Annotated in this window: 12 protein-coding genes; 7 read left to right on the top strand and 5 right to left on the bottom strand. The window is 60.2% G+C overall.

Annotated elements, in window-relative coordinates:
- Nucleotides 1-50 precede the first annotated feature (50 nt).
- Nucleotides 51-647, top strand: coding sequence for a TetR/AcrR family transcriptional regulator (locus GOX75_RS10345; protein WP_254428728.1), 597 nt, complete (start codon nt 51-53; stop codon nt 645-647).
- Between the two features lie 39 nt (nt 648-686).
- Here the strand turns inward: GOX75_RS10345 and GOX75_RS10340 are convergent, their stop codons facing one another.
- The 3 genes from GOX75_RS10340 to GOX75_RS10330 are packed head-to-tail and all read right to left on the bottom strand — an operon-like array spanning nt 687 to nt 3,086.
- Nucleotides 687-1,070, bottom strand: coding sequence for a carboxymuconolactone decarboxylase family protein (locus GOX75_RS10340; RefSeq protein WP_171122788.1), 384 nt, complete (start codon nt 1,068-1,070; stop codon nt 687-689).
- 43 nt (nt 1,071-1,113) lie between these two features.
- The gene (locus GOX75_RS10335) at nt 1,114-2,202 is read right to left on the bottom strand and encodes an aromatic ring-hydroxylating dioxygenase subunit alpha (RefSeq protein ID WP_171122786.1); all 1,089 of its coding nucleotides are present in this window, start codon (nt 2,200-2,202) and stop codon (nt 1,114-1,116) included.
- On the bottom strand, nt 2,199-3,086 hold the full coding sequence (locus GOX75_RS10330) for a MurR/RpiR family transcriptional regulator (RefSeq protein ID WP_171122784.1): 888 nt from the start codon (nt 3,084-3,086) through the stop codon (nt 2,199-2,201). Before GOX75_RS10330 ends, GOX75_RS10335 begins: the two co-directional genes overlap by 4 nt.
- Nucleotides 3,087-3,154: 68 nt before the next feature.
- Here GOX75_RS10330 and GOX75_RS10325 point away from each other — a divergent pair, with 68 nt between their 5' ends.
- The 5 genes from GOX75_RS10325 to GOX75_RS10305 are packed head-to-tail and all read left to right on the top strand — an operon-like array spanning nt 3,155 to nt 9,641.
- Nucleotides 3,155-5,611 (top strand): FAD-dependent oxidoreductase, encoded by a 2,457-nt coding sequence (locus GOX75_RS10325; RefSeq protein WP_171122782.1) that lies wholly within the window; start codon nt 3,155-3,157, stop codon nt 5,609-5,611.
- Complete coding sequence (locus GOX75_RS10320) at nt 5,608-6,690, top strand: alcohol dehydrogenase family protein (protein ID WP_254428727.1); 1,083 nt, start codon at nt 5,608-5,610, stop codon at nt 6,688-6,690. The genes GOX75_RS10325 and GOX75_RS10320 overlap by 4 nt, the downstream gene beginning before the upstream one ends.
- Nucleotides 6,687-7,262 (top strand): dimethylsulfonioproprionate lyase family protein, encoded by a 576-nt coding sequence (locus tag GOX75_RS10315; RefSeq protein WP_171122780.1) that lies wholly within the window; start codon nt 6,687-6,689, stop codon nt 7,260-7,262. Before GOX75_RS10320 ends, GOX75_RS10315 begins: the two co-directional genes overlap by 4 nt.
- Nucleotides 7,259-8,362 (top strand): mandelate racemase/muconate lactonizing enzyme family protein, encoded by a 1,104-nt coding sequence (locus GOX75_RS10310; protein WP_171122778.1) that lies wholly within the window; start codon nt 7,259-7,261, stop codon nt 8,360-8,362. Before GOX75_RS10315 ends, GOX75_RS10310 begins: the two co-directional genes overlap by 4 nt.
- Before the next feature lies 1 nt (nt 8,363).
- Nucleotides 8,364-9,641 carry an aspartate aminotransferase family protein gene (locus GOX75_RS10305; RefSeq protein WP_171122776.1) on the top strand — a complete coding sequence of 426 codons (1,278 nt, stop codon included), beginning with the start codon at nt 8,364-8,366 and terminating at the stop codon, nt 9,639-9,641.
- 232 nt (nt 9,642-9,873) lie between these two features.
- Here the strand turns inward: GOX75_RS10305 and hemC are convergent, their stop codons facing one another.
- Nucleotides 9,874-10,833 (bottom strand): hydroxymethylbilane synthase, encoded by a 960-nt coding sequence (gene hemC / locus GOX75_RS10300; protein ID WP_171122773.1) that lies wholly within the window; start codon nt 10,831-10,833, stop codon nt 9,874-9,876.
- A 106-nt stretch (nt 10,834-10,939) separates the two neighbouring features.
- Here hemC and hemE point away from each other — a divergent pair, with 106 nt between their 5' ends.
- Complete coding sequence (gene hemE / locus GOX75_RS10295; protein WP_171122771.1) at nt 10,940-11,974, top strand: uroporphyrinogen decarboxylase; 1,035 nt, start codon at nt 10,940-10,942, stop codon at nt 11,972-11,974.
- Between the two features lie 82 nt (nt 11,975-12,056).
- Here the strand turns inward: hemE and GOX75_RS10290 are convergent, their stop codons facing one another.
- The gene (locus GOX75_RS10290; RefSeq protein ID WP_171122769.1) at nt 12,057-13,145 is read right to left on the bottom strand and encodes a CaiB/BaiF CoA-transferase family protein; all 1,089 of its coding nucleotides are present in this window, start codon (nt 13,143-13,145) and stop codon (nt 12,057-12,059) included.
- Nucleotides 13,146-13,170: the final 25 nt, after the last annotated feature.

The following is a 13,170-nucleotide window of genomic DNA, read 5'->3' as shown; positions in this document are numbered from 1 at the left end:
AAAGAAAAAGGGCGCCGTCGCAGCGATCTGTAGCTGCGCGAGAGCGAATCTTGGACGCTGCCGAGCAGGTTTTTTCCGAACGGGGATTCGAAGGCGCATCGATTCGGGACATCGCAGAGCGGGCACAGGTTCAGAAGGCGAACGTGAATTTTCACGGTGGCCCGAAAGAAGAACTGTTTGAACGGATCGTCGCGCGCCGTGCCTCTGTTCTTTCCGAAGAACGCCTGACCGCGATCAAGGCGCTGGAGGGCCAGGATTGGCAGGTCAGGGACTTTGTCGCGGCCTATATGCAACCGCTGATCACGCGCGCGTTCGGTGGTGATCCGCAATGGCTGGCTTATGCGCGTATCGTGGCGATGGTGTCCGCAGATACGCGCTGGCGGGCGCTGGCAAAGGTGCATTTCGACCCCGCCGCGTCATTCGCGGTTCAAGCCTTGTGTGCACGGTTCCCCAATGCCGATCCAAACCGCGTGTCCGCGTCACTGGTCTATGCGGTGTCTGCGATGCTGGCCCTGTGTACGTCCGACTGGCGTATTTCGGCCCTGTCCGGTTCCAAGGGTGGGCCCAAGGCTCAGGATATGATCGAGAATCTGCTGAGTTTTTGCGAGGCAGGCATTACTGGCAGTTTAAGCGCCGAGACCGCCTGATCCCGCGAATGGCCTCGGACCTGCCACGCATCACGTCGGTTATGCGTATCCCAGAACCTTACGCGCGACGCGGAAGCACTCCAACGCCTGTGGGACGCCGCAGTATATGCCGATCACGTGAATAATGGCGCGAATTTCTTCGGGGGTTACACCGTTGTTGATCGCGCCTTTACAGTGGATCTCCCATTCATGCATCTTGCCTAACGCACCGATCATCGACAGGTTCATCATCGAGCGCGTCTTGGCGTCGATCACGTCATCGCCCCAGCCAAAGCCCCAGCACCATGCGGTCATGGCCTCTTGAAACGGGCGGGTGAAGTCATCGGCTGCGGCTAGGTTCTTCTCGACATATTCCGCGCCCAGAGTGCTTTTGCGTTGTTCCAACCCTTTCAGGAACAGGTCTTCGTCGAAAATATCTGCCATATTATCCTCTGTTTTATCGGGTCTCGATCTGTTGCGCAGGTCTTCAGTCCACGGCTTCGCGCATCCATTGCTGCAACCGGGCAATTGAGTGTTCTGACATCACACCACAACCGGGGTCCAAGACCAATGGTCCGGGGCGATAGCCGCGGGACTTCAGGCCGCGATGAACGGATTCGACCAGCCGGATATCCTCTTCGACAGTGGTTTCGCGGTCTTGGACGGCAAGTTGCCGGATCACCGCGCTTTCGGACCCGCCCTCGGTGTACCAGCCGCGCCAGACGGTGCAGTGATCGGCGTCATGTGCGCGCCAATGATAGGTGTTAAGCACGTTGCCCGGATAGCATTGGAACGAGAACATCGGCCAAAGAAACCACGATTGATAATCGCCCGCGTGCGGTACAGACATGTCGATCGGATAGGTCATCTTGTTGAGGCTCTGACACTCGGTCGTATGACGCAGGACATAGCCGCCGCCCGCATCGGGCTGGATGTCATATGTCTCGGGCTTGACGACGCCTTCGGCAAAGGTTGGGTGGTTGGTCGGGCAGTGGTAGCATTCCGAATAGTTCTCGATGCTGACTTTCCAGTTGCAGTTTTCTTGGATTTCCACCCATTCCAGCGGTTCCAGATCGTCGATCTGTGGAACAAAGGCACGGATTTCCTCGCGCACGCCGGGGTACCAGTCGTCCATGGGCGCGGCGTCATCGTCGAGGTTGACGAAGATGAAACCGTTGAACACCTCGGTCCGCACCGAAGTCAGGCAAATGGCGCTGCGGTCGAAACCCGGAACTGATTTGATGTTTGGTCCGGCGCGCAACTGGCCTGACAGCTCATAGGTCCAGGAATGATAGGGGCAGACGACAACGCGGGTATTGCCCGCGCCGCTGACCATCTCATGCGCCCGGTGCTGGCAGACGTTGTAAAACGTGCGGATTTCACCGTCACGACCGCGAATGCAGAACAGGTTCTGGCCCGCAATCTCGAAGGCGAAGTAATCGCCGGGTTCGCGCACCTGCGCCACGTGGCCCGCGAATTGCCAGGTTCGCGCCAAAAACCCCTGCATTTCCTGCACGAAGATCGCAGGGTCGGTATAGTATCGCGCGTCCAGTGAATGGGTCAGGGGGGCGTTCATTCGGGCTCCTCTGCGTAAAGACCAAGGTGGTGCCTGCGTTGGTGAAACTTCTCGACCCTGTCGACGATTTCATCGCTGGACACAGCCACCACAAAGGACAGCAGCGTTTCCAGCAAAGCGATGGTCGAGACGGAAGAAGGGAAGAATTGCGGCGTGTCAGCCGCCACGACAAAGCCGTGCTGCGCGTTCAGGATCACTGGGCTGGCGGGGCTGTCCGAGATGCCGATGACGGTCAGACCCTGTTGCCGGGCCAGTTTGATCGCGTCGATCACCTCGGTCCGGTATGGGTGGCAGGTGATGGCGATCAGCACGTCCTGCTCATCCGCCCAGGCCAGATCGTCCACGGGGGTCGATCCGGGCCGCGGTATGGCGTGGAACTGCTTCATCCCCGTCGACGCCAGATAGGTGAAGTTGCGCGCGTTCGAGTTGTTCACGCCGACGCCCAGGGTAAAGATCTGGCGACAGTTCCAGATATCCTCGGCGGCCGCCTTCAGGCGGGCGGCGTCGATCCCGGCAAAGGTGTCCTCGATATTGCGGATCGCAGCACCGACCATATCGGCATAAAGCCCGCCCAGTTCACCCGATTTGCCGATATCCTGCAACCAGCGGGCGCGATCGGGAAAGGATATACCACCGCGCCGAATCGCATCGCGGAAGGGCGCGCGGAAATCCTCATAACCTTCGAAGCCCACTTGCCGCGCCATGCGGACAAAGGTGTTGGGCTTGACCTTGGCGGCTTCGGCGATCTCGCGCACCGTCGAAACCCCGACATCCGTGGGGTTTTCCAGCACATAGCGCGCGGCCTTCTGTGCCTCGGGCGTCAGGGCGTCCCATTCTTCACTGAGACGATCCAATACGATGGATGATACATTTGTGTCATTCATGATTGACGATGGTACAAATGTGGAATTAGCCTGTCGAGCAGAAAAGCGACTCGGGAAGAGGAAATGTCATGTCCGAGAAGAAATTGCCCACCCACGCCCGCGTGGTCATCGTTGGAGGCGGCGTCATGGGGGTCGGTCTAGCCTATCATCTGGCGCATGAAGGCTGGGGCGAGGATACCGTCCTGCTGGAAAAGGCCGAACTGACCAGCGGTAGCACATGGCACGCGGCGGGTCAGATCACGCATTCGACCTCAAGCTTTGGGCTGGGCAAATGCGTGGATTACAATATCGGTTTGTACTCCGGTGCTTTGGAAGCCGAGACCGGCCAGCCGGTGACATGGCATGGCTGCGGCTCCTTCCGTCTGGCCTATACCGAGGATGAGATGGACTGGCTGCGCCACACGCTGTCGGTGGGTCGCTCGCTGGGGTTCAATATTGAACTGGTTGGCCCAGAGAAGGTGGCCGAGCTGCATCCGTTTTATAACTTGGACGGTGTTCTGGGCGCGCTGCACACGCCCGATGACGGCCATGTGGACCCAACCAATGTGACCATGGCGATGGCCACGGGCGCGCGCCAAAAGAGCGTCCGCATCTTCCGCAACTGTCGCGCCACCAACATCACGCAGGCCGAGAATGGCGAATGGGTGGTTGAAACCGAAATGGGCACCATCACCTGCGAGCATGTGGTGAACGCGGGCGGCACCTATGCGCGTCAGATGGGCGAATGGTCGGGGCTGCAATTGCCGATGACCTCGATGACCCACCATTACTTCGTGACCGAACCGGTGCCTGAGTTCCAGAATCTGGACAAGGAATTGCCGGTGATCCGCGATGACCGCAAAGTCTCGGGCTATATCCGCATGGAGCAAAACCGGGGCTTGATCGGGATTTATGAAAAAGAAAACCCGAACTCGGTTTGGCACGATCATTGCCCATGGGAATATGAAAACTGGCTGTTCGACGCGGATTACGACCGGGTGATGCCGTGGCTTGAGGAAAGCCTGAACAGGATGCCGATCTTTGCCGAGTTGGGCATTCAGCGCGATGTGCATGGGGCGATCTCGCATCCGCCCGATGGTAACCCGCTGATCGGGCCTGCGCCGGGTGTGCGGAATTATTGGTGCTGCTGCGGTACGCAGATCGGCATTGGTTGGGGGCCGGGCCTGACGCGTGAGTTGGCGCGCTGGATGGTGCATGGGGCCGCCAATATCTCGATGCGCGAGTTCGATCCGCGCCGGTTCGGCAGCTATGCCACGAAGGACTGGCAGGTGATCAAGGCCGAGGAAGATTACTGCCTGCGCCACGAAATACCTTTTCCGCATTTCAACCGGCTCCAGGGGCGCCCGATCAAACCGTCGCCTTTGTATGATCTGCTGAACTCCAAGGGCGCGGTCCATGAGGAGGTCTATGGGTTTGAACGCCCCCGCTGGTTCGCGCGGGATGGGGTGGAACAGCGTGACCACTATTCCTTCCGCCGAACCCCCGCCGATGACATGGTCGCAGCCGAGGTCAAAGCGGTGCGCGAACGCGTCGGCATCATGGATGTGACCGCCTTTACCAAGATCGAGGTTTCAGGACCGGACGCCTATGCGTTGCTGGATCGGCTGACCGCCAACCGGATGCCGCAAAAGGTCGGCTCGATCACGCTGACCCATATGCTGAACCGCCGTGGCCGGATCGAGTTGGAGACAACCATCGTCCGAATGGCCGAGGATCGCTTTTATCTGGTCTGCGCGGCCTTCTTCGAACAACGCCTGCTGGACCATATGACGCAACAGCGTGTGGATGAGGATGTGCAGATCAACGCTTTGTCCGCTGACTGGTCTGCCTTGTCACTGAACGGCCCCCGATCGCGGGATGTGCTGGCGCGGTGCACCGATGCCGATCTGACCAATGCCGGGTTCCGTTGGCTCTCGGCGCAGGAAATCGACATCGCGGGTCACAAGGTCTGGGCTTTCCGCATGTCCTATGCCGGGGAACTGGGCTGGGAGTTGCACATGCCAAACGCCGCCTGTTTGGACGTTTACTTGGCGCTTTGGGCCGCCGGAGAACCGCACGGCATCGCCGACTATGGTAGCTTTGCCATGAATGCGATGCGGATGGAGAAGGGCTTCAAAGGCGCAGGCGAGCTGACCAATGAGGTCACTCTGGCCGAGGCCGATGTGCTGCGCTTTGCGCGCACCGACAAGGAGTATCTGGGCAAAGACAAGACCCTGAACAGCGACCTGCCGTGGGTTTGCGCTTATCTGGAGATTGAACCGGATGGTGAGATCGACGGACATGGCGGTGAGGCGGTGATGCTGGATGGCCGCGTCGTCGGCTCGATCGCATCGGTGGCCTATGGGCATACCGTCGGCAAGATCCTCGCCTTCGCTTACGTCAAACCCGAGGCCGCCACACCCGGCACAGCCTTGCAGGTCGTGATCCACGGCCGACCCCGCGTGGCCTGCGTGCTGGATGAACCGGCTTACGATCCCCAAAGCATTTTGCCACGCACTGACACCGTACTGGAGGCCGCGCAATGACCCTGCCCGATACAATGAAAGCCATGGTCACGATGGGTCATGGCGGATTAGAACAAATGGTGTTGCACCCCAACTGGCCCCGCCCCGAACCGGCTGCCAATGAAGTGCTGATCAAGGTCGCCTCCTGCGGTCTGAACAACACGGACGTCAATACGCGGTCGGGCTGGTATTCCAAGACCGTCACTGACGCGACCACCGGAGGCGCGTTTGAAGAGGTAGGCGAAGAAGACCCCACCTGGGGAGGCAACCCGATCACCTTCCCACGCATCCAAGGAGCTGATATCTGTGGCCATATCGTCGCCGTAGGCGAAGGCGTCGACCCGGCCCGCATCGGTCAGCGTGTAATCACAGATGGCTGGTTGCGCGACCCGGATGATCCCGGAAACAAGGACAAAACCGGCTACTACGGCTCGGAACGGGACGGAGGGTTTGCGGAATACGCCACCACTCTGGCCGTGAATGCTGTGCCGATTACCTCCGACCTGTCGGATGCGGAATTGGCGACGTTTTCCTGTTCCTACTCGACCGCCGAGGGGATGCTGACCCGCGCCAATGTCAGCCAGAATGACACCGTTCTGGTGCCCGGAGCCTCGGGCGGGGTCGGAGGCGCATTGGTGCAACTGGCCAAACGTCACGGCGCGCGGGTCATTGCACTGGCGTCCGAGGCGAAACACGCCGACGTCGCCGCACTTGGCCCGGACAAAATCCTGCCGCGCGCGCCCGATAACTTGCGTGCGGCGCTGGGGGACGAAAAAATCACAGTGGTCGCCGATGTGGTCGGTGGCCCCTATTGGTCCAACCTGATCGACATCCTTGAACGTGGCGGGCGCTATACCTGTTCCGGTGCCATCGCAGGGCCAATGGTGGATTTTGACCTGCGCACCTTCTATTTGCGCGACCTGACCTTCACCGGCTCGACCGTCATCGACCCGCAGGTGATGCAAAACCTCGTCAAATATATCGAGGCGGGTCAGATCAAACCGGCCCTTGCCGCGACTTATCCGCTGGAAGAACTGCGCGAGGCGCAGGCCGCGTTCATCGCGAAACAACACACTGGAAACATTGTGGTGATCCCATGACCATGGATGATGTCCTCGAAGCCGCGTGGCGGTTGCATTACACGCATCCCGATCTGGCTGCGTTCGGAGATTGGCCCGACGACCTGTTTGCCGCTGATGTGCCGCCAAACGCAATTCCGGCGGTTCCCCTGGTGCAGGCAATCCGGCCCGACGCCGGGCCGACCCTAGCCCTGACCGAGGCAATTCGCGCAACCGCACATCTGGCCAACTGGAAACAGACCTATACTGAAGACGAAGTCGGAGCCGATTTTCTGAATCGCTATGGATATTACGAGCTGTTCGGTCCAACCGGCCATTTCTACTCGGCGCAACTGCGCGGCTATGTGGCCTATTGGGGTGACGGGCTGAACTATGATTGGCACAGCCACAAGGCCGAAGAACTGTACCTGATCGCCGCTGGCCGCGCGCGGTTTCGCGTTCAAGGAAATGAGGCCGACCTAACCCCCAATCAAACCCGCTTGCATGCCAGTTGGCAGAGCCATGCCATGATCACCACCGACAGCCCGATCCTGACCTATGTGTTGTGGCGCGGCGAAGGTTTGGACGATCTGCCCCAGATGGACGCCGCATGAAGGTTACCAAACTCACCCTCTGGTCTGTCGACCTCAGCAGCCATGAAACGTACCGCATGGCCGAAGGCAAAACCTGCGCCACGGTCAAAACCCATGTCCTGTGCCTAATCACAGATACTGGCCTGCAAGGGTGGGGTGAGGTTTGCCCGATCCCCCACTACCTTCCGGCCTATGCCGATGGTGTTCCCGCCGCGATTACTGAAATGGCCCCGGAAATCCTCGGGATGTCACCTTTCGGGGCGGACGCGCCCATGCGCAAGCTTGATGGGTTTTTGCCAGGTCATCGCTACGCCAAGTCCGCCGTCGATCTGGCGCTGTGGGATTTGTTCGGCCAAGCCACGGGCCAACCGGTCTATGCGCTGTTGGGCGGGCGCACGCGCAAGGACATGCCGCTTTATCACTCGATCACCTGCGTTACTCCGGATGAGATGGCCCGCATCGCGCAAGTCGCCTATCAGACAGGCATTCGCCAGTTTCAGGTCAAACTTGGGGTCGAAGCCGATTGGCAGGCCGACGCTGAACGCCTGATCAAAGTGCGCGAGGCCGTGGGGCAGGGCCCTATCGTCTATGGCGACTGGAACTGCGGCGCATCGCGTCTTCAGGCCACACGCACGGGCCGCGCGGTGGCGCATCTGGATGTGATGCTGGAACAGCCCTGCAAAACGCTGGAAGATTGTGCTGCCGTCCGGCAAGCCACTGGCCTGCCGATGAAGATCGACGAGAACGCACATGATCTGGCCTCGCTGCTGCGGGCGCATGAACTTGGCTGCATGGATGCGGTGGCGTTAAAACTATCTAAGTTCGGAGGTCTGTCGGCCATGCGCCGTGCACGGGACCTGACCGTATATCTGGGGGCCGAAATCTGCGCCGAGTGCACATGGGGGTCCGATATCGTCACCGCGGCCGCGCTGCATTTCGCGGCCTCGACCCCGCAGGGATCGCTGATGAACACCTGTGATCTGTCCTCTTACGTGGCGCCACGCCTTTGCCCCGATGCGCCCAGCCGCAAAGACGGTCGCATTGCTCCGCCTGAAGGACACGGTTTGGGCGTGACGCCCGACCCGGATATCCTTGGCGCCCCGATATTGGAGATTGCCTGAGATGCTCAAGATCAACACCCAATCCGAATGGATCGCCCGTGCGAATGAGGTCTTGCCCGCTGGGGGTTTTGGCAATTTCGACCCCGGCATCATTATCGCACGTGGCGAGGGCAGCCACGTCTGGGATGAGGACGGCAATGAATACATCGACTATCTGATCGGGTCCGGCCCGATGCTGCTGGGCCACGGCCACCCCGAAGTGATGGAGGCAGTGCTGGAGCAACTGTCCAAGGGCATGACCTTCTTTGCCAATAACGCCAAGGGTATCGAACTGGCTGAGGCTATTGTCGATGCGGTGCCGTGCTGCGAACAGGTGCGTTTTGTGGCCTCGGGTGGCGAGGCCGACATGTACGCAATCCGTCTGGCCCGCGCCTATACCGGGCGTGACAAGATTCTGAAATTTGAAGGCGGCTATCATGGCATGAGCGCCGAGGCGCAGATGAGCCTTGCCCCCAGCCGTCGGGTCAACTTTCCGCAAGCGGTGCCTGACAGCGCCGGGATACCTGCGGGGGTGGCCGAGCAGATGCTGATTGCGCCGTTCAACGACCTTGAGGCCGTCGCGGCCCTGCTGAATAAGCATGACGATATCGCTGCGATCATGGTCGAACCCTTGCAGCGGATCATCCCGCCCTTGCCCGGATACCTGCAAGGGCTGCGCGACTTGTGCGACAAGCACAACGTCCTGCTGATCTTTGACGAGATCGTCACGGGGTTCCGTCTGGCCTATGGCGGTGCGCAGGAGAAATACGGTGTGACACCCGATATCTGTACGCTGGGCAAGATCATCGGCGGAGGGTTCCCTTTGGCTGCGCTGGGTGCAAGCGCCGAGATCATGAAACATTTCGACAAGGATCAGGTTGGCGAGGACGGGTGGCTGATGCAGCTTGGGACCTTGTCGGGAAACCCGGTGGCCTCGGTCGCGGGCCTGAAAACGATGGAGGTTCTTCGGCGCGACGGCGTCTATGACCAACTGCGCGCAACGGGTGCAGCGTTGCAACAGATGCAGGGTACTGCCTTGGTCAAAGCCGGGATTCCGTTTCGGATTTGCGGCGACGAGACGTTGTTCGATATCTTTTTCACGGAAAACGATTGCCGCGAGTACCGCAGCGCCAAGCATGATGATCCGCATCGTAACGTGATTTACAACAACAGCTTAAGGGCGAGCGGGATATTCAAGTCGCCGGGCAAGCTTTATCCTTCCTTGGCTGTGACGGAAGCGGACCTGCAACAGACTAAGCACGCGGTTGAAAAAGCGATCCAGATAATTGCCAATGCCTAAACGGATTTAGTCTGGGCAAAGAAACGGGCCGCTGCCAGTTGATGACAGCGGCCCTGAATGATTGGATGTCCGGGGCTGCACCTCGCCCCCTCGAATACCACTTAAAAATACGGACAGACTTGCAAACTTTCGACTTTTTCGAGAGCAGCCCGACGTCTCAATCGGTGTATCTGTATGTTGTCAGCGTTTGGAAATGCGAGCAGTGAAGTAGTTCACATTGCGCAACTTTTTCTCAACTTCTCCAGTCGAAGAAGCCTGAACCCGCCTTCTGCAGCAGCGTTTTCGCCATGGCGTGGCCCATCTCGGGCCCATCGGCAACCGCACCGGTGATGTCTTCCGAGATGGCCTCGGACCCGTCCGGGCGCAGAACCTCACCTCGCAGGCGCAGGTGGCCGTCCTGTATTTCGGCAAGGCCAGCGATCGGCGTCTCGCACGAACCGTCCAGCGCAGCCAGTAGCGTGCGCTCTGCGACCAGGCGCTGGCCGGTTTCGGCGTGGTGGATGGCTTCGAGCATACAAGCTGCGCGGAAATCGTCGCTGCGGCGTTCGATACCGATAGTGCCCTGCGCAATGGCAGGCAGCATGTCCTCGGGCGCAATGGCGGTGGCAGGGACGTCGTCCATTTTCAGGCGGCGGATACCGGCCATGGCCAGAAAGGTGCAATCCGCCACGCCATCGGCCAGTTTCTTCAGCCGCGTTTGCACATTGCCGCGAAATTCAACCACGTTCAGGTCGGGGCGGCGGTTCAGCAACTGAGCCCGTCGGCGCAGGGATGAGGTGCCGACGGTGGCACCCTGCGGCAGGTCGCGAATGGTTGTCAGGCTGGGCGAGATGAACGCGTCGCGCACATCTTCACGCGGCAGGAAGGTGTCCAGCACCAGACCTGCGGGCTGTTCCACTGGCATATCCTTGGTGGAATGCACCGCGATGTCGATATCGCCGCGCAGCATCGCCTCTTCGATTTCCTTGGTGAAGAGGCCCTTGTTGCCGATCTCTTTCAACGGGCGGTCCGCGTCGATCATGGCGCGGTTGTCACCGGTGGTCTTGATGACCACGACCTCGAACGCTTCATCCGGCAAGTCGAAAGCCGCGCCCAGTCGCTGCCGTGTCTCATAGGCTTGTGCCAGCGCCAGAGGTGATCCTCGGGTACCGATCTTGAGCGGCGAGTCGGGGGAGGGCAGGGTCAGTGTCATGCGCACAGCTTTAGTCGCGTCACATTGCCCTGACAATGGGGGCAGAGCTTGACAAATTGCCACTGAGGGCCGACCCGTGGCGCAAACCTGATGATTGGGGGCAGACATGGCCGAAACAAAGAAACTGCTGCGGGCGCTGGCGGGTGAGGTGCAGGATGTGCCACCGATCTGGATGATGCGTCAGGCCGGGCGGTATCTGCCCGAATATCGCGCGACACGGGCGCGGGCAGGGGATTTCTTGTCGCTTTGCTATAACCCCGAACTGGCGGCCGAGGTCACATTGCAGCCGATCCGCCGCTATGGGTTCGACGCGGCGATTCTGTTTGCTGACATTCTTCTGGTGCCGCAGGCGCTGGGCGCGGATTTGTGGTTCGTGACCGGCGAGGGACCGCGCCTGTCGACCATCACACAGCAGGCCGAATTTGACGCATTGAAGCCTGTTGATGCGATCCACGAGACTTTGTCGCCGGTCTATGAAACTGTGCGAATCCTAACGCGTGAATTGCCGTCCGAGACAACGTTGATCGGGTTTGCAGGCGCGCCCTGGACGGTGGCGACCTATATGATCGCCGGGCGCGGCACGCCGGATCAGGGCCCGGCCCATGCGCTGCGCGAAGGGAATGTGGCATTGTTCGAGGCGTTGCTGGAGCGGATCACGCTGGCGACGATCGAATACCTCTCGGCCCAGATCGAGGCAGGGGCCGAGGTGGTCAAGATCTTTGACAGCTGGGCTGGGTCGTTGAAGGGGGACGCGTTCCAGAAATACGCCGTTGAGCCGTGCCGGGTCATCACTCAGGCCATCAAGGCGCGCCATCCCGGCATTCCGGTGATCGGTTTCCCGCGTGAGGCCGGTGAAGGCTATGTCGGGTTTGCTAAGGCGACCGGAGTGGATTGTGTGGCGCTGGATAACTCGGTCGCGCCAGATTGGGCGGCGGCCCACGTGCAGGTGGATGGCTGTGTTCAAGGCAATCTGGCCTCGTCCCATATGGTGACGGGTGGGCAGGCTTTGGTGGATGAAACGCGCAAGATCGTTGAGGCGTTTTCAAAGGGACCGCATATTTTCAACCTTGGGCATGGGATCACGCCGGATGCCGACCCCGAGAACGTGCAATTGATGATTGATACTGTGCGATCGCGGTAAGCTGGTTGAAGGGGGCCAGCCCCCTTCTTGGCCTGCGGCCAATTCATCCCCCGGGATATTCATAGCCAGGTGAAGGGGCGGATCAGCGCTTTGGGTTGAGTTCGTCCAGAATTTCCGAACGGTGTTCGCCGCGCAATGGGCTGGGCTTTGGTTGCCATGCGTGGTTTGAAAAGCGCGGCGCGGCGGCGGCCTGGAGGGTTCCGTCGATGTTCTGCCATGTCTGGCGCGCGTTGTTCATGGGATGGGAATGTGCCTGTTCGGGGCTAAGCGCGGGGGCGACGCAGGCGTCGGTGTCGTGGAAAAGCATCGCCCAATGATCGCGGGGGTGTCGAGAGAAGATTTCGGATAGGCGCGCGGTGAGCAGTGGCCACAGTTTTGGGTCGTATTGTTTAGTGAAGTCAGGATCCTGTGACAGGCCCAATTTATTGAGGAACTCAGCGTAGAATTTTGGCTCGAGGCATTGCACGGTGATGAACCCGCCGTCGGCGCAGGTATAGGTGCGGCTCCAATGAGGGCCGTCCAGCAGGCTTTGGCCCCGCGTTTCCGACAGGTTGCCGGTTTGACGCATGCTCATGAGCAGGTTCATCATATGCGCCGAGCCGTCATAGATGGCGGCATCGACGACGGTACCCTGACCTGTGCGCTGTGCATTGATCAGGCCAGCCATTATGCCTGCGACAAGGTACATCGCGCCGCCCCCGATATCGCCCACCAATGTTGCCGGTGTCTGTGGGGCTTGCCCTGCTGCCGAGGCGTACCAGAGCGCGCCGGACATCGCGATATAGTTCAGGTCGTGGCCCGCCCTGTCCGAAAGGGGGCTGTCCTGCCCCCAGCCCGTCATGCGGCCATAGACCAGTTTGGGGTTGAGGGAGTGGCAGGTTTCGGGTCCGAGGCCGAGTTTTTCCATCACGCCGGGGCGGAAGCCTTCGATCAGGGCGTCGGCGGATGAGGTCAGGCGCTTGGCGATCTCAAGATCGGCGTCATCCTTGAGGTTCAGGTCTATGGACCGTTTGCCGCGATCCAGCACGGAACTCTCAGGCATTCCGGGGGTGGTGGGCTGGCCCTTGCGATGGATGGTTATGACATCTGCGCCCAGGTCGGCCAGCATCATGGCCGCGAACGGGCCGGGGCCCAAGCCCTCGACTTCGATGATCCGGATTCCGTTCAGCATTGTGGCCTCCTTTTCAGGCAGGGTT

The sequence above is a fragment of the Ruegeria sp. HKCCD7251 genome, from assembly GCF_013031165.1.
In the GTDB taxonomy this organism is placed as follows: Bacteria; Pseudomonadota; Alphaproteobacteria; order Rhodobacterales; family Rhodobacteraceae; genus Ruegeria.
Note: the sequence above shows the minus strand (reverse complement) of the source record. Positions and strands in the feature narration are given on the sequence as shown.

What these genes read in the sequence shown, in the direction of transcription:
- GOX75_RS10290 (WP_171122769.1), bottom strand. Translation starts at nt 13,145, where the DNA reads ATGCTGAACGGAATCCGGATCATCGAAGTCGAGGGCTTGGGCCCCGGC.
- GOX75_RS10325 (WP_171122782.1), top strand. Translation starts at nt 3,155, where the DNA reads ATGTCCGAGAAGAAATTGCCCACCCACGCCCGCGTGGTCATCGTTGGA.
- GOX75_RS10330 (WP_171122784.1), bottom strand. Translation starts at nt 3,086, where the DNA reads ATGAATGACACAAATGTATCATCCATCGTATTGGATCGTCTCAGTGAA.
- hemC (WP_171122773.1), bottom strand. Translation starts at nt 10,833, where the DNA reads ATGACACTGACCCTGCCCTCCCCCGACTCGCCGCTCAAGATCGGTACC.
- GOX75_RS10305 (WP_171122776.1), top strand. Translation starts at nt 8,364, where the DNA reads ATGCTCAAGATCAACACCCAATCCGAATGGATCGCCCGTGCGAATGAG.
- hemE (WP_171122771.1), top strand. Translation starts at nt 10,940, where the DNA reads ATGGCCGAAACAAAGAAACTGCTGCGGGCGCTGGCGGGTGAGGTGCAG.
- GOX75_RS10340 (WP_171122788.1), bottom strand. Translation starts at nt 1,070, where the DNA reads ATGGCAGATATTTTCGACGAAGACCTGTTCCTGAAAGGGTTGGAACAA.
- GOX75_RS10320 (WP_254428727.1), top strand. Translation starts at nt 5,608, where the DNA reads ATGACCCTGCCCGATACAATGAAAGCCATGGTCACGATGGGTCATGGC.
- GOX75_RS10315 (WP_171122780.1), top strand. Translation starts at nt 6,687, where the DNA reads ATGACCATGGATGATGTCCTCGAAGCCGCGTGGCGGTTGCATTACACG.
- GOX75_RS10310 (WP_171122778.1), top strand. Translation starts at nt 7,259, where the DNA reads ATGAAGGTTACCAAACTCACCCTCTGGTCTGTCGACCTCAGCAGCCAT.
- GOX75_RS10335 (WP_171122786.1), bottom strand. Translation starts at nt 2,202, where the DNA reads ATGAACGCCCCCCTGACCCATTCACTGGACGCGCGATACTATACCGAC.